The organism is Methylobacterium mesophilicum (assembly GCF_022179445.1).
Classification (GTDB): domain Bacteria; phylum Pseudomonadota; class Alphaproteobacteria; order Rhizobiales; family Beijerinckiaceae; genus Methylobacterium; species Methylobacterium mesophilicum.
In genome coordinates, this window is record NZ_BPQU01000015.1 from 13,730 (window position 1) to 28,311 (window position 14,582).

Below are 14,582 nucleotides of genomic sequence, written 5' to 3' on the forward strand. Positions count from 1 at the left end.
GCGGTCACGCCGTCGGCGCGCAGGCGCGGTCGACGCCGGCGCGGCGCGGGCGCACATCCATGGCGTTGCCGCGCCAGACGATGGCGCTCTGCACCCAGGCGCCGAGCCACAGAGCCGGGATCAGCGCGTCGCGCACCACGAACGCCGCCAGCATGCGCGGCCCGCGTTGCCAGCCCGCGCGGAAAGCGAGCCGGTACTCGGCGCCATAGCACAGCCCGACGAGGCCGGCAGCGCCCGCGAGGCCGGCCGGGCTGCCGGCCCACAGCGCCACCAGCAGCGCCGGCAACAGGACGCCGCTGCCGATCTCCGGGATGAAGAACAGCGCGAAGGTCACCCGGCGCAGGCGCGCCCAGCGCAGCTGCCGCGCCCAGACCTCGCGGAAGCCGCGCTGTCCCAGCGGCTGCTCGAACGGGCTCGCCACGAGGTGGACGCGCTTGCCGGCGGCGCGCACCAGCTTGGTGGCGGCTGCATCCTCGGCGATCTCGGAGGCCAGCGCCTGAAGGCCGCCCCGGGCCTCCAGGAACGGCTTGTGCCAGAGCATGCTCTTGCCCTGCGCGAAGCCCAGGCCGAACGCCTCGGCCGCGTATTGCCAGCGGGCCTGCAGGGTGTTGAGGAAGGCGCATTCCACCTCGGCCATGAAATTGCCCGGCCGGGCGCCCGCCGGGGTCGAGCAGACCAGGCCGGTGTCGGCCCGCCAGGCCGCCTGCAGCCGCTGGAGGTAATCCGGCGGCATCGCCACGTTGGAATCGGCGAGCACGACCCAGTCATGCGCGGCGGCGCGCCAGCCGCGCACGCAATTGTTCAGCTTGGGATTGTCGCTCACGCGCTCGTCGCCGAGGATCAGCCGGGCCGGCACCTGCGGGTGGTCGGCGATCAGGCGCTGCACCCGCGGGACGATCGGATCGGCCGGGTCGGCCACGCAGAAGATCAGCTCGTAGGCCGGATAGGCGAGGCGGAAGCTGCGAGCCAGCATCTCGTCGCTGAACGCCTCGACCCCGTGGAGCGGCCGGACCAGGGAGACCGGGGCCCCGGCCGGGAAGGTGGACGCGCCGTGGACCGTCCCGATGCGCCGGCCCGCGATCGCGATGCTGGCGATCTGGATCAGGGCCAACAGCGCGCCGAGGGACAACGCCGACACCGTGGGGTCAATCATGCGGATCCCTTGTTCACGCCCGTGATCGGCCCGGATCGCCGGCGAGCGCGTTGAATCAAGGACTTAGAGCCGTCCCCGATCACAACGTGATCGGGGACGGCTCTAGCGGCCGGACCGCGTCAACCGTGTGACAGCGCCTCCCTCAGAACCGCAGCGTGAGGTTGCCCTTCACGGCCTGGTCCTGCGCCCGGGCGCCGACTTGGCCGGTGTAGGACACGCCGAGGGTCGCGTTCGGCGCCACCCGCAGGTCGAGCCCCGCACTCGCGACCAGCGCGTCCCGGTCGATCGGCACCCCCGCGCTCAGGAAGGCCGGGCCGGTGCCGAAGCTCAGCAGCGCCGTCGGGACCACGTCCCCGAACGCCCGCCGGTAGCCAAGCAGGCCGTAGGCCTTCACCGGAAGCCCGAAGCCCAGATCCAGGCTGGTCTGCGCCCGCACGCCTGCCGTCACCGCGCCGAGGTCATAGTCGCGCGCGTAGCTCACCAGGGCCGCCGCGCCGCCCGTCTCCGCAAACCCGTCCCGCCGGATGCCGATATAGGCCGCGCCGACGAACGGCTCGAGATAGGTCGAGGCCTGCTGCAGCGCCGGGCCGTCCTTCGCCATCAGGGCCGCCGGCGCGCTCAGGGTGAACCGGTAGCCGATCTCGCCGAAGCCCTGGATTGTGTGGCCGCCACCATGCCCGGTCGGGCTGTCCGACAGGCCGTACAGCACGCTGCGCCGAGTGCGGGTGTCGGTGTCGGCGTAGAGGGCGCCGAGCCGCACCGCGACCGGACCGAATTCGTACCCGCCGTAGACGCCGCCGAAGCCGCTCTTGAGCGTCGCGCTCTCCGCCCGGGCATTGCCGCCCTGCCGGCCGGCGCTGTCGAGGTTGGCCTCGGTGTAGCCGCCGACCACGCCGAACTTGAACCCGCTCGGCAGCCGGATGTCGGCGCCGAGCGCGAAGCCGGCGATCTGCCGGTCGAGGTCGAAGGCGTTGCCGCCCCCGCCGGCCGTGCCGAACGCACCAAAACCCTGGCCCCAGAGCCCGAACACCTGCGGGTCGAGGATCCGCGCCGGCACGCTCGCCACCACGGGCGACCGGCCCGGCAGGTCGGCGCTGTAGGCCGCCGGCACGCGGCCGTCGTCGAGGCTCGCGGCCGAGCCGCCCCAGCGCAGCCGGTCGAGCACCGCCTCGCGCACGAAGAACGCCGTCTCGTAGGCCGCCGACACCGTGCCGGCGTGGATGTCGCCGGCGAGCGCCCGGAAGCCGTCGGCGGCCTCGGCGGTGGTGAACGCCAGGGCGGCGTCGTAGGCCCGGCCGGACCCCGCCGCCTGGAGCGCGTTGGCGGACGCGACGCCGTTGCGGCCGGTGGCGCCGGCGGCCAGCGGGACGTCGTTGCGGGTCAGCGTCAGGGCGACGTCGTTGGGCAGGTAGCGCAGGCCGGGGCTGAGGAAGGCGAGGTTCGCCGTGACCCCGTCGAACCGTCCCGAGACGCCGCCGGCCGCGCTCAGGATGGCGTAGGTGGTGCGCGGGCTGTAGGCGCCTGAGGCGGCCACGACCTGCACGGTGCCGCCACTGAGGCTCACGGCACCGCCGGCCGCGATCCTGTCGGCCTGTCCGGCGGCGTTGGCCTCGACCCGGTAGACCGAGCCCGGCGCGAAGGCGACCGAGCCGGCGACGTTGAGGGTGCCGATGGAGTTGCCCGGCGCCACGATACCGCCCGACAGGGCGTTGAGGCCGCCGAGCGTGCCCGAGCCGCCGAGCAGTCCGCCGGCCCCGACCGAGACGGTGCCCGCGATGGTGCCGTTGGCGTAGAGCGCGCCGCCGTTGCCGATTCCGACATCGATGCCGAGGCGGTCGCTCGTGTCCATCCGCAGGGTGCCGGTGACGGCTCCGAAATAGCCGGCGGCGGAATAGAGGTCGATGCGGCTCCAGTAGCTGAGCGGGCTGCCGTAGAAGGCGGCGAGCGCGTTGGTCTGCGTGTTGACCACGATCTGGTTGATCGTGGCGGTCGAGAGCTGGCCGTAGAGGCCGCCCTGCGGGGCGAGCGTGCGGGCGGCCGCGGTCGATCCGCCGTAGAGCGGCGCCAGCAGGATCGCGGCGTCGGGGCCGCCCGCCGGGGCCGCCTCGCGCGGGGCCTGGGCGAAGGTGAGGGTCGGCAGGCCGTAGGTGAGGCGCTGCTGGTAGGCGGCCTGGCTGGCCCCGGATGGCACGTAGGGGTTGCCGGCGGTGTTGGCGGCGCCACCCGCGCAGGCCGCGACGGTGTCGCCGCATTGGGCGGCGAGGTAGGCCTGGAGCTGCCCCTGCGCCTGCACGAACTGGTTCGGCAGGTTGATCGCGACGCCGGTCACCGCGGCGTTGTTGACGTAGGCCGGGTTCGTGAACGCCTGGGCCAGGTCGTAGGCCGCCAGCGCCCGGCTGCCGATCACGTCGAGCGGATAGTGGACGCCGAGCACGATCCGGCTCTCGCCGTACTCGGAGGCCCGCAGCAGCACGTTCTGATATTGCTGCGGCACCAGCATCGCCAGCAGGTAGCCGCTGGTGAACGCGTAGGTGGTGTGCCCGCTCGGGAAGGAGGCGTTGGTCGCGAGGCCGGTGAGCGCCGTCGGATCGAACGGGTTGATCCGGCCGGGTGCGACCTGGACCGGGCGCGACGAGCCGTAGACGTCCTGGCCGGGCTGGGTGTTGGTGACGCCGTAGGCGAGGTCGTAGACGCTGTTGGTGGTGTTGGGCAGGCCGTTGGCGGTGGGCAGGCTGTAACCCGCCGGCGCCACGGCCGGCACCGCCACGTAGTTGGCCGGCGTCACGCTCGGGTTGTTGGCCGCGCCGTTGGCGAAGTAGTTCTTGGCGACGCCGAGGTTGTTGCCCGTGAAGGTGTTGGCGTTGACCAGCAGGTTGACCACGCTGCCGAGGGCGCCGTTCACGCCCTGGGCGGTCCCGCGCTGGTAGATCGGGCCGAGCTGCGCACCGAGGCCGCCGACCCGTTGCTGCGGGACGATGCCGTTGATCGGAATCTGTCCGGGCAGGCCGCCGGCGATGTTGGCCGCGACGCCGTAGCTGCCGAGCCCCGAGGACGACAGGCTGTTGCTCGCCGCGCTGAGCAGGTTCTTGTCGCTGATCGCCACCTGCTGCCGGGCGAGGTCCGCGCCGGTGTTGAGCGCGATGGTCTGCGCCAGGTTCAGGGTCAGCGTCGCCTGCCCGGCCGCCGTCCCGTTGAGCGCCAGGTAGGGCGCCAGCAGATTGAGCACGTTGACGTCGGAGGCCGTCGTGTTGACGGTCTGCGCCTGCACCTCCGACCCGCACGCGGCGACCATCAAGGCCGCGATCGAGACCCCAAAGCGAACGTTCATTCCTGGCCCCCAAGCCCGCGGCCATTCGGCCTGCGGCGGGAGATTTAGCCACTTCCACGAACGCGAATGCGTCATAATCCATTCACAAAGCCCTGAATCATCGCGTGTATCCCGGCAGCAACAGCACGATATATTAGCCGGCACAAATCCAGGTTCGGATCGTCTTGCGCTATGCTTCCGAAGCTGCGGCCGCACCGCCACAAAAGCTTCACGCGTCCCCCGCGCCCGACGCCGGCCTTTCGATCGACGCGGACCATCGCCGGACGGATGTCAGGTCTCGGTACCCGGACCCGGCGCGGTCGTACCAGTAAACACCGCGACCCAGACCTCGAAGAGGGCGGAATAGACTTCGTCCGGATTGATATTTTCGGATCGTTGGCGGTGGACGCACGAATATAATGCTTCGCTGAATACATTCGGTAAAACGTCACCGAAACGTCATCCCAGAATCTTAATCCCGGCTCGCTTCCCAAGACGATTCAACGCGAGGGCCCATGTCCGATTTCGCCGTCATTCCGCAACACGGGGTGGGGAGCAGGCCCGCGGGCGGTCCGCGCCTCGAGCACGGGATCCATCTGGGGGGCGTCGTCGCCTTCCTGGCGGTCCTGGTGGCTGGGCTCGGCTACGCGGTGGTGAGCCTCATCGCCGACATGAACGCCGTCGGCGAGGCGCCGCTGGCCTACGGGGCCTTCGCGCTGCTCGGGCTCGCGCTGCTGATCGCCCTCGCCTTCGAGTTCGTGAACGGGTTCCACGACACCGCCAACGCGGTGGCCACCGTGATCTACACCCACTCGATGCCGCCGCTGGTGGCGGTGGTCTGGTCGGGCTTCTTCAACTTCCTGGGGGTGATGCTGTCCTCCGGCGCGGTGGCCTACGCCATCGTCACCCTGCTGCCGGTGGAGCTGATCCTGCATGTCGGCTCGGGGGCCGGCTACGCGATGATCTTCGCGCTGCTGCTCGCCGCCATCATCTGGAACCTCGGGACCTGGGCTTTCGGCCTGCCGAACTCCTCGTCGCACGCGCTGATCGGCTCGGTGCTGGGCGTCGGCCTCGCCAACCAGCTGATGGGCGGCGGCGACGGCACCGCCGGCGTCGACTGGAACCAGGCCTTCAACGTGTTCAAGGCGCTGCTGTTCTCGCCCCTGTGCGGCTTCGCCCTCGCGGCGCTGCTGCTGCTGGCCCTGAAATTCGCGGTGCGCCGCAAGGACCTCTACGAGGCTCCCAAGGGCGAGACGCCGCCGCCGGTGTGGATCCGCGGCCTCCTGATCCTGACCTGCACGCTGGTGTCGTTCTTCCACGGCGGCAACGACGGCCAGAAGGGCATGGGCCTGATCATGCTGATCCTGATCGGCGCGGCACCCACCGCCTACGCGCTGAACCGCACCATGTCGGACGACACGACCCCGGCCTTCATCCAGAGTTCGGCGGCGGCGAGCCAGGTGTTCTCCGCCCGGGCCGCCGGCGCTCCCCAGCCGGAGGCGGCACAGGCGCGCCGGACGGTGACGGACGCCCTCAAGTCCAAGGACCTGAACCAGCCGCCGGTCTACGCCGCGCTCTCCGCGCTCGCCACCGACATCGCCACCAGCGTGAAGAACTACGGCGCGATCCGCACCGTCCCGGCCGCCCAGACCGAGAACCTGCGCAGCGCCATGTACCTCACCGCCGACGCGGTGCGGCTGCTGCCCAACGCCGGCGCGGGTCTCTCCGAGGCCGAGACGACGACCCTGAAGAGCTACACCGGGCTGCTCAACAACGGCACCCGCTACATCCCGGGCTGGGTGAAGGTCTGCGTCGCCCTGGCGCTCGGCCTCGGCACCATGGTCGGCTGGAAGCGCATCGTCGTCACGGTGGGCGAGAAGATCGGCAAGACCCACCTCACCTACGCCCAGGGCGCCTCGGCCGAGATGGTCGCCGCGGGGACGATCGGGCTCGCCGAACTCTACGGCCTGCCGGTCTCGACCACGCACATCCTGTCCTCGGGCGTCGCCGGGACGATGGCGGCCAACGGCTCGGGCCTGCAGATGGCCACGGTGCGCAACATGGCGCTCGCCTGGATCCTGACCCTGCCGGCCGCCATCACGCTGGCCGCGACCTTGTTCTTCCTGCTGCGCCACGTGTTCTGACGCCGCGGGTATCGGCGGGGTCGAGCCCCGCAATCGACGGACAAGCATGACGACGGACAGGGCCGTTTCCGCACCCCGCGGAAACGGCCCCATCTGTTCCGGCCCCGGTTTCCCGAGACCTCACGGGCGCGCCATGGCTCGCACGAAGGCGAGGCAGGTGCGGCGCGCGGCGACGGTCTCGATCGCCATGAAGGCCGTCACGAGATCCGCCGCCTGAGCCACGGCCTCGCGCGGCTCGGGCTCGTCCGGCAGGAAGGCGGCGACCGGCATGCGGAGCGTTCCGGCGATCCGCTCCAGGATCTCCCCGGAGCGATCCGTCTCGGGCTGCCCGTGAACCGGATGGGTCATGGCGCAGGCCATCGCTCAGGCCGCCTGGTTACCGAGCTGGATCGCCCGGGCGATCTCCGAGCGCCGCTTGGCGTAGCCGGGGGCCACCATCGGGTAGTCGGCCGGCAGGCCGAACTTGGCGCGGTAGCGCTCCGGGGTGAGACCGTTGGCGGTGAGGTGGCGCTTCAGCGTCTTGTACGAGCGGCCGTCGATGAAGCTGATCAGGCCGTCCTCGCCGATCGAGGCCTCGACCTCGGCGGCGGCCGGGCCGGTCCAGGACGTGGCGGAGCCGGCGGGCTTGCGCTGGAGCACCGCGATCGCGGCATGGACCTGATCGATCAGCACCGGCAAATCCCCTGCCCCCACAGGGTTTCGCGACACGTAGGCCGCAACGATCGCGCCGACTTTCTCGAGCAGGAAGGATGAGCGGGGTTCGGGTTCGTTGATCATGTGAGGCGCTGCTGTTCAATCTCACGTCATCAATACCCCACGTCCGCCGACCGACGGCCCGAAGGTCCGCCCCAGTGATCGACAGCCGCGAGGCGTCCCACCGGCGGTGAGTTGCCAAGTTCACCTCAGGTTGCTCAAATGCATCCCTTGAGGCTGAAAATAATATACAATATGTGTCGGGCGGCGCTTGTCTGGTGACGCGGATCCCTTGTTCCGGCCGCGCGAAATGCCGTTCGGTCGAAAAATTTACTTATGGAAGCATTGTTTTCGACAGAGGGTCTTAACCCCCTGCACAGCTTTCGGCGCTGGCGGGAGTCGCTCGTCGGGCGGGGTGTCCCCCTCGAGCAGACGCGCCTCGACGACCGCCCCTTCCGGGCCAAGCTGGAAGCCGCGAGCGTCGGCCCGCTGGTGCTGACCCGCGTCGCGCACGGCGCCATGCGCAGCGAGGCGACGCGCGGGCTGATCCGGCGCAACGGCAAGGACGGCACCGTCGTGGTGATCTTCAAGCTCGCCGGCACGTCGATGCGCAGCCAGGATGACCGCAGTTCGGTGCAGCGCCCCGGCGAGTTCGTGGTGATCGATCATCGTCCGGCCGCGCACGAGTCGGGCACGGACAGCCAGTCCATGTTCCTGGAGCTGCCCCGGGAGCGCCTGGAGAGCGTGCTCGGGTCCACCCGGCTCTACACATCCCTGACGATGGGTGCCGACGTCGTCTCGACGGGGCTGACGGTCAAGTTCTTCCACGAGCTTGTCCGGTTGCGCGACCGGCTCGCCCCCGACTCGGCCGCCCGCATGGCGTCGGTCGGCGTGGACCTGATCGTCGCCAGCATCGCCGAGCGCCTGACGCTGGAGGTGTCCCGGCCCCTACACGGGACCGTCGTGGTCCAGCGGGCCAAGGCCCATGTCGAGGCCCATCTGGGCGACCCGACCCTCGACCCGCCCCAGCTCGCGGCGGCGATGGGCGTGTCCCTGCGCCGGCTCCAGGAACTGTTCCACGAGCGCGGCCAACACATCTCCGACTGGATCTGGCAGCGTCGGCTGGAGGCTGCGGCCAAGCGCCTGGCCGACCCGGGCTGCGCCCACCTGCCGATCGGAACCCTGGCCTTCGGCTGCGGCTTCGCCAGCCAGGCCCACTTCTCCCGCCGCTTCAAGGAACGCTACGGCATGGCCCCCCGGGAGTACCGCCACGCGACCCTCTTGAGCATCCCGTAAACCACCACATCGCCCGGCATCGCCAGGGACAGCACCCGTGCAGCCCGTATTCTCGACCGACAACCTTCACCCGAAGAGCAGCTTCAAGATCTGGCGGGAGACGCTGTTCGAGCGGCTGGTGCCGATCGAGATCGAGCGCCTCGACGACAGCCCGTTCGCCGGCAAGATGGAGTTCGCCAACGTCGGCACCCTGCGGATGACCCGGGTCACGCAGGGCGCCCTGCGCAACGAGACGACCCCCAATGCCGCGCGCCATCACGACCGGGCCGGCATGGCCGTCGTGCTGTTCAAGCTCTCCGGCAGGTCGACCTGCCTTCAGGACGGCCGGGACTCGGTCCAGAAGCCGGGCGACATCGTGGTGCTCGATCACCGGCCGTCCGTGGTGACGACGAGCCCGGGCAGCCAAGCCGTGTTCCTCGAATTGCCGCGCGAACGCCTCGAGAGCATGCTCGGATCGACCCGCCTCTACACCGCGCTGTCGATGGGGGCGGAGATGGCCTCGACCAGCCTGGCATCGACCTTCTTCCGCGAGCTGATCCAGGTGCGCCACCGGCTCGATCCGGACTCGGCCGAGCGGATGTCGACGATCGGGCTCGACCTGATCGTGGCCTGCATCGCCGAGCGGATGGCCCAGGAGGTGCCGCAGCCGCTGCACGGGACCGTCGTGGTCCAGCGCGCCAAGGCCTTCGTCGAAGCCAACCTCGGCGACCCGACCCTCGACCCGCCCCAACTCGCGGCGGCGGTGGGCGTGTCGCTGCGCCGGCTGCAGGAGTTGTTCCACGAGCGCGGCCAGCACATCTCCGACTGGATCTGGCAGCGCCGCCTCGTGGCGGCCGCCAAGCGCCTGGCCGACCCGAGCTGCGCGCATCTGCAGATCGGCGCCGTGGCCTTCGGCTGCGGCTTCGCCAGCCAGGCCCATTTCGCCCGCCGGTTCAAGGAGCGCCACGGCCTGTCTCCGCGGGAGTACCGGGTCGCGGCCCTCCTGGACACGGCGGAGCGGCCCGACGATCCGACGCGGCGGCGATAGGATTCCCCGGCGGTCTCATCGCCGCCGCCGCACGCGGTCCGGTCCCTGTTCCGGGCAGAGTGAGGGCAGTCGGGGATCGCCCCGCCCGCGGGACACAAGATCGCATTCGCCTCGTGGTACTCCGCTTGCATACACGATGAAATTTTTTGTATACAAGGACAAAACACCGTCTTCACGACTTTGATAATCCGGCAAGTACTGAATTTTATAGCACAGTTTTCAGCAACAGATCGAGGTTCAGCCCAAATATTTCAGAGGTCTGTCGCGCCGTTGTCCGGCGTCTGCCATCGCCGAAAACGGAAATATACTTATGAAATTATTGTTTTCGACAGATAATATTCCTATCGATGTTCGATTCAAACGATGGCTGGAGACGCTGGAAGAGCAGCGCCTGCCCCTCGAACAGGAGCAGCTCGACGCCGCGCCCTTCGAGGCCAGGCTGGAGATCGCCACGCTCGGTCCGCTCACCATGACCCGGGTCTCGGAGGGCCCGCTGCGCAGCGAGGCGACACCTGCCAAGATCCGCCGTCTGGGTGACGACGGCTGGATCAGCGTGGGCCTCACCCTCGCCGGCACCACGACGATCGCGCAGCGGGATCGGGTCTCGACGCAGCGGCCGGGCGACCTGGTGGTGATCGAGCATCAGCCGACGGTGATGACGACGAGCCCGGGCAATCGATCCTTGTACCTGAAGATTCCGCGCGAACGGCTGGAGGGCGTGCTCGGGCCGGCCCACCGCTACGCGGCCCGGACGGTGGGCGCGGACCTGGCCACCGCGACCCTGGCGATGGGCTACTTCGCGGAGTTGAGCCGCATGCATCACCAGCTCGACCCGGTCGCGGCCGCCCGCATGGGGTCGATCGGCGTGGACCTGATCGTCGCCAGCATCGCCGAGCGGATGGCGCAGGACCTGCCGCAGCCGCTCGGCGGCAACGTGCTGGTCCAGCGGGCCAAGGCGCATGTCGAGGCGAACCTCGGCGATCCGAGCCTCGATCCGTCTCAGCTGGCGGCCGCGGTCGGCGTGTCGCCGCGCCGGCTGCAGCAGCTGTTCCACGAGCGGGGCCAGGACGTCTCCGACTGGATCTGGCAACGCCGGCTCGAGGTCGCCGCCGACCGCCTGATCGACCCGGCCTTCACCAACCTGACGATCGCGACCCTGGCCGCCGGCTGCGGCTTCACCAGCCGGGTCTACTTCACGCGCCGCTTCAAGAACCGCTTCGGCCTGACGCCCAGCGATTTCCGCTACGCCGTCGGGCTCAGTCCGCAGTAGCGGTTCGGCAAGCCGTTCAAGGGCCGCGGTCGCTCCGGCGCAGGCTCGCCGGCATGGCGAACAGCAGGAGGCCGGCCGCCACCAGGCAGAGCGACCCGATGACGTAGAGGGCCGGCGTGGTCGATCCGGTCAGGTCCTTGACCCAGCCGACCATCACCGGGCTGACGATGCCGCCGAACTGGCCGAGCGTGTTGATCAGCGCGATGCCCCCGGCCGCGCCGACGCCGGTGACGAGCTTTGCCGGCAGGGTCCAGAAGGTCGGGATCGAGGCGACGATGCCGGATCCCAGCAGCGCCAGCGCGATCATCAGCGGCACGATCTGCCGGTCGAACAGGCCGGCGGTGAAGAACCCGATGGCGGCGGCGATCGCCAGCGCGGCGACGAACTTCGGCCGCTCGCCCGAGGCGTCGGACAGGCGCCCGACCACCACCATGCTGATCGCGCCGCAGATGTACGGGACCGCCGTGAGGAGGCCGACATAGGCGGCGCTGCTGCCGCTGGCGGTCTTGATCAGGTCCGGCCCCCAGAAGTTCAGCCCGTAGGAGCCGATCTGGAGGAGGAAGTAGACCAGCCCGATCATCAGGAAGCCCGGCTGGCGCAGCGCGCCGAGGAGCGAATGGTCGCCGATCTCGCGGTTGTGGTGGGCGATCCGGGCGGACAGCAGGTCCTTCTCCGGCTGCGACAGCCAGCGCGCATCGGAGATCCGGTCGTCGAGGCGCATCAGCACCAGGGCGCCGAGCAGCAGGCAGGGCAAGCCGCCGGCCAGGAACAGCCATTGCCAGCCGGCGAGCCCGGCGACGCCGTTGAGGCCCCCGAGGATCAGGCCGGCCACCGGCGCCCCGAGGATGCCCGAGAACGCCGAGGCCACGAACAGGAACGAGGTGATCCGGCCGCGATGCGAGGCCGGGAACCACAGGGTCAGGTAGTACAGGATGCCGGGCGCGAAGCCGGCCTCCATGGCGCCGATGATGAAGCGCAGGGTGTAGAAGTGCCATTCCGTGCGGATGAAGATCATCAGCGCGGTGGCGATCCCCCAGGAGATCATGATCCGGGCGATCCAGCGCCGCGCGCCGACCCGGTAGAGGAACAGGTTCGACGGCACCTCGAAGATGACGTAGCCGACCACGAACATGCTGGCGCCGAGACCGTAGGCGACGTTGCTGAAGCCGAGGTCGCTCTGCAGCTGGAACTTGGCGAAGCTGATGTTGATCCGGTCGAAGAACGCGAACAGGTAGCAGACCATGATCAGCGGCATCAGCCGCCACGCCACCTTCCGGACGATGCCGGCCTCGGTCACGTCCTCTGGGCGCGCGGGGGCGCCGGTCACCGCGATGGCCATCGTGTTCCTCCCTCGATCGGTCCGCCCGTCGAAGACGGGGGCAGCTGCGCGGGACCGCCTTCAGATGGGCGGCTTCCTCGCACGGTGTCTCAAGTCACGGGTTTCCAAAGGGCTCAGCCCTTTGGCGGGGTTCGGGGGCGGAGCCCCCGATGCATCGGGCTAAGGCCGCCCTTCGCTCAGGCGGCCCGGGGGACCGGGTGCAGGTCGCAGGGCCGGCCCGCCTGGGCGACCTGGCCGGGCACCGGGTGGCCGACCAGCCGGGGCAGGTCCCGGGACAGGGCGATCAGGGCCGGCAGGTCGAGGCCGGTCGGGATCCCCATCTCGTGGGTCATGCTGACCAGATCCTCGGTGCAGATGTTGCCGGTGGCGCCCGGGGCGAACGGGCAGCCGCCCAGGCCGCCGAGCGCCGCATCGAAGCGGCGCGCCCCCGCCTGCCAGGCCGCCAGCACGTTGGCGAGGCCGACCCCGCGGGTGTTGTGGAAATGCAGCGTCAGGTGCTCGGCCGGGACGATCTGCAGGACGCGGGCGACGAGGCGCTCGACCTGGCGCGGGTTGGCCATGCCGGTGGTGTCGGCGAGCGTCACGCCGGTGATGCCGAGCGCGCGATAGCGCTCCACCTGCGCGACGACCTTGTCGACCGGCTGGTCGCCCTCGAACGGGCAGCCGAAGGCCGTGGCGACGGAGGCGTTGGTCAGGACGGCCGAGCCCTTCACGGTCTCCATGATCTTGGAAAACCCTGCGATTGAGTCGTCCGGGCTCATGCCCATGTTGGCGCGGTTGTGGGTCTCGCTCACCGAGGCGACGAGGTTGATCTCGCCGACCCCGGCCGCCAGCGCCCGCTCGGCGCCCTTGGGGTTCGGGACGAGGGCCACGTAGACCGTTCCGGGACGGCGGCGGATCCCGGAAAAGACCTCGGCGGCGTCCCGGAGCGCCGGCACCGCCTTGGGCGAGACGAAGGACGAGACCTCGATGCGGGAGAAGCCCGCATCCGAGAGCGCGTCCACCAGGGCGATTTTTTCCGCGGTCTCGACCCAGGCGGACTCGATCTGAAGGCCGTCGCGGGGGGCGACCTCCTGGACCAGCATCGTGGCGTCGCTCATTTCACGGCTCCCGCGTCGCGCAGCGTCTGGATCGCGGTCGCGTCGAGGCCGAGATCGGCCAGGACCGCGTCGGTGTGGGCGCCGAGCGCCGGCCCCTGCCAGCGCACCGCCCCGGGGGTGCCGGACAATTTCGGCACGATGCCGGGCATCTTGACCTGCGTGCCGCCGGGCAACTCGGCCTGGAGGATCATGTCGCGGGCCTGGTAGTGCGGGTCGGCGACGATGTCGGCCACCGAGTAGATCCGGCCCGCCGGCACGTCCGCGGCGTCGAGGGCAGCCAGCGCGTCCGCGACGCTCCTGGCCTTCGACCAGTCGCCGATCACGCCGTCGAGCATGGCGGCGTGCTGCGAGCGGCCCTCGTTCGAGCGCATCCGCGGGTCCTCGGCGAGGTCGGGGCGGCCGATGGCCGTCATCAGTCGGCGGAAGATCGGGTCGCTGTTGCCGGCGATCACGACGTAGCCGCCATCCTGGGTCGGGTAGGTGTTGGACGGGGTGATGCCGGGCAGCGCGCCGCCGGTGCGGGTCCGGATCTCGCCGAGCAGATCGTATTCGGGGACCAGGCTCTCCATGACGTTGAAGACGCTCTCGACCAGTGAGACGTCCACCACCTGCCCGGCGCCGCCGTTGACCTTGACGTTGAGGATCGACATCAGCGCGCCGATCACGCCGTGGAGCGAGGCCAGGGTGTCGCCGATGCTGACGCCGACCCGGGCCGGGGGGCTGTCGGGGGAGCCCGTGGTGTAGCGCAGCCCGCCCATGGCCTCGCCGATGGCGCCGAAGCCCGGCCGGTCGCGATACGGCCCGGTCTGGCCGTAGCCGGAGATGCGCACCATCGTGAGCGACGGGTTGAGGGCCGAGAGCACGTCCCAGCCGAGACCCAGCTTCTCCAGGCCGCCGGGCCTAAAGTTCTCGACCACAACGTCGGCGCTCGCGGCGAGGCGCTTGACGATGTCGAGCCCCTCCGGCGTCTTGAGGTTGACCGCGATCGACTTCTTGTTGCGCGACTGGAGATACCACCACAGCGAGGTGTCGCCGTGCATCTTGCGCCAGGTGCGCAAGGGGTCGCCGCCCTCGGGCGCCTCCACCTTGATCACCTCGGCACCGAACTCGGCCAGGAGCTTGGTGGCGAAGGGCGCGGCGATGAGCTGGCCGAGTTCCAGCACACGGATCCCGCTGAGCGGACCTGACACCGTCGTTCTCTCCCTGTCTTTGCCCGGAGGATACGACCGGCTTCCGGGCGATGTCCAAACGCT

At 70.1% G+C, this 14,582-nt stretch carries 11 protein-coding genes; 4 read left to right on the forward strand and 7 right to left on the reverse strand.

Annotated features, from left to right (window positions below; genetic code table 11):
- Positions 1 to 4 precede the first annotated feature (4 nt).
- Positions 5 to 1,153, reverse strand: coding sequence for a ceramide glucosyltransferase (locus tag MFF40_RS15895; RefSeq protein WP_147897524.1), 1,149 nt, complete (start codon positions 1,151 to 1,153; stop codon positions 5 to 7).
- A gap of 142 nt (positions 1,154 to 1,295) precedes the next feature.
- Positions 1,296 to 4,481 (reverse strand): autotransporter family protein, encoded by a 3,186-nt coding sequence (locus tag MFF40_RS15900; protein ID WP_238261303.1) that lies wholly within the window; start codon positions 4,479 to 4,481, stop codon positions 1,296 to 1,298.
- Positions 4,482 to 4,975: 494 nt separating this feature from the next.
- Between MFF40_RS15900 and MFF40_RS15905 the strand changes: the two genes are divergently transcribed.
- A complete protein-coding gene (locus MFF40_RS15905) occupies positions 4,976 to 6,604 on the forward strand; it encodes an inorganic phosphate transporter (protein WP_238261306.1) in 1,629 nt (542 codons plus the stop codon).
- A 120-nt stretch (positions 6,605 to 6,724) separates the two neighbouring features.
- Here the strand turns inward: MFF40_RS15905 and MFF40_RS15910 are convergent, their stop codons facing one another.
- Both MFF40_RS15910 and MFF40_RS15915 read right to left on the reverse strand, forming a co-directional pair.
- A complete protein-coding gene (locus tag MFF40_RS15910) occupies positions 6,725 to 6,952 on the reverse strand; it encodes a hypothetical protein (RefSeq protein WP_238261308.1) in 228 nt (75 codons plus the stop codon).
- A gap of 15 nt (positions 6,953 to 6,967) precedes the next feature.
- On the reverse strand, positions 6,968 to 7,381 hold the full coding sequence (locus MFF40_RS15915) for a Ros/MucR family transcriptional regulator (RefSeq protein ID WP_147853997.1): 414 nt from the start codon (positions 7,379 to 7,381) through the stop codon (positions 6,968 to 6,970).
- A gap of 252 nt (positions 7,382 to 7,633) precedes the next feature.
- Here MFF40_RS15915 and MFF40_RS15920 point away from each other — a divergent pair, with 252 nt between their 5' ends.
- The 3 genes from MFF40_RS15920 to MFF40_RS15930 all read left to right on the forward strand — a co-directional run bounded on the left by MFF40_RS15920 (position 7,634) and on the right by MFF40_RS15930 (position 10,890).
- On the forward strand, positions 7,634 to 8,593 hold the full coding sequence (locus MFF40_RS15920) for a helix-turn-helix domain-containing protein (RefSeq protein WP_147897521.1): 960 nt from the start codon (positions 7,634 to 7,636) through the stop codon (positions 8,591 to 8,593).
- Positions 8,594 to 8,630: 37 nt separating this feature from the next.
- A complete protein-coding gene (locus MFF40_RS15925; RefSeq protein ID WP_147853995.1) occupies positions 8,631 to 9,620 on the forward strand; it encodes a helix-turn-helix domain-containing protein in 990 nt (329 codons plus the stop codon).
- A gap of 310 nt (positions 9,621 to 9,930) precedes the next feature.
- On the forward strand, positions 9,931 to 10,890 hold the full coding sequence (locus MFF40_RS15930; RefSeq protein WP_147853994.1) for a helix-turn-helix domain-containing protein: 960 nt from the start codon (positions 9,931 to 9,933) through the stop codon (positions 10,888 to 10,890).
- Between the two features lie 16 nt (positions 10,891 to 10,906).
- On the opposite strand, the gene MFF40_RS15935 is transcribed toward MFF40_RS15930, so the two are convergent.
- From MFF40_RS15935 to MFF40_RS15945, 3 genes are all read right to left on the reverse strand, one after another.
- On the reverse strand, positions 10,907 to 12,229 hold the full coding sequence (locus MFF40_RS15935) for an MFS transporter (protein WP_147853993.1): 1,323 nt from the start codon (positions 12,227 to 12,229) through the stop codon (positions 10,907 to 10,909).
- A 176-nt stretch (positions 12,230 to 12,405) separates the two neighbouring features.
- Positions 12,406 to 13,329 (reverse strand): hydroxymethylglutaryl-CoA lyase, encoded by a 924-nt coding sequence (locus tag MFF40_RS15940; RefSeq protein ID WP_238261311.1) that lies wholly within the window; start codon positions 13,327 to 13,329, stop codon positions 12,406 to 12,408.
- Positions 13,326 to 14,519 carry a CaiB/BaiF CoA transferase family protein gene (locus MFF40_RS15945; protein ID WP_147853991.1) on the reverse strand — a complete coding sequence of 398 codons (1,194 nt, stop codon included), beginning with the start codon at positions 14,517 to 14,519 and terminating at the stop codon, positions 13,326 to 13,328. The genes MFF40_RS15940 and MFF40_RS15945 overlap by 4 nt, the downstream gene beginning before the upstream one ends.
- Between the last annotated feature and the right edge of the window lie 63 nt (positions 14,520 to 14,582).

What these genes read in the sequence shown, in the direction of transcription:
- MFF40_RS15915 (WP_147853997.1), bottom strand. Translation starts at nt 7,381, where the DNA reads ATGATCAACGAACCCGAACCCCGCTCATCCTTCCTGCTCGAGAAAGTC.
- MFF40_RS15940 (WP_238261311.1), bottom strand. Translation starts at nt 13,329, where the DNA reads ATGAGCGACGCCACGATGCTGGTCCAGGAGGTCGCCCCCCGCGACGGC.
- MFF40_RS15935 (WP_147853993.1), bottom strand. Translation starts at nt 12,229, where the DNA reads ATGGCCATCGCGGTGACCGGCGCCCCCGCGCGCCCAGAGGACGTGACC.
- MFF40_RS15895 (WP_147897524.1), bottom strand. Translation starts at nt 1,153, where the DNA reads ATGATTGACCCCACGGTGTCGGCGTTGTCCCTCGGCGCGCTGTTGGCC.
- MFF40_RS15905 (WP_238261306.1), top strand. Translation starts at nt 4,976, where the DNA reads ATGTCCGATTTCGCCGTCATTCCGCAACACGGGGTGGGGAGCAGGCCC.
- MFF40_RS15920 (WP_147897521.1), top strand. Translation starts at nt 7,634, where the DNA reads ATGGAAGCATTGTTTTCGACAGAGGGTCTTAACCCCCTGCACAGCTTT.
- MFF40_RS15910 (WP_238261308.1), bottom strand. Translation starts at nt 6,952, where the DNA reads ATGACCCATCCGGTTCACGGGCAGCCCGAGACGGATCGCTCCGGGGAG.
- MFF40_RS15900 (WP_238261303.1), bottom strand. Translation starts at nt 4,481, where the DNA reads ATGAACGTTCGCTTTGGGGTCTCGATCGCGGCCTTGATGGTCGCCGCG.
- MFF40_RS15930 (WP_147853994.1), top strand. Translation starts at nt 9,931, where the DNA reads ATGAAATTATTGTTTTCGACAGATAATATTCCTATCGATGTTCGATTC.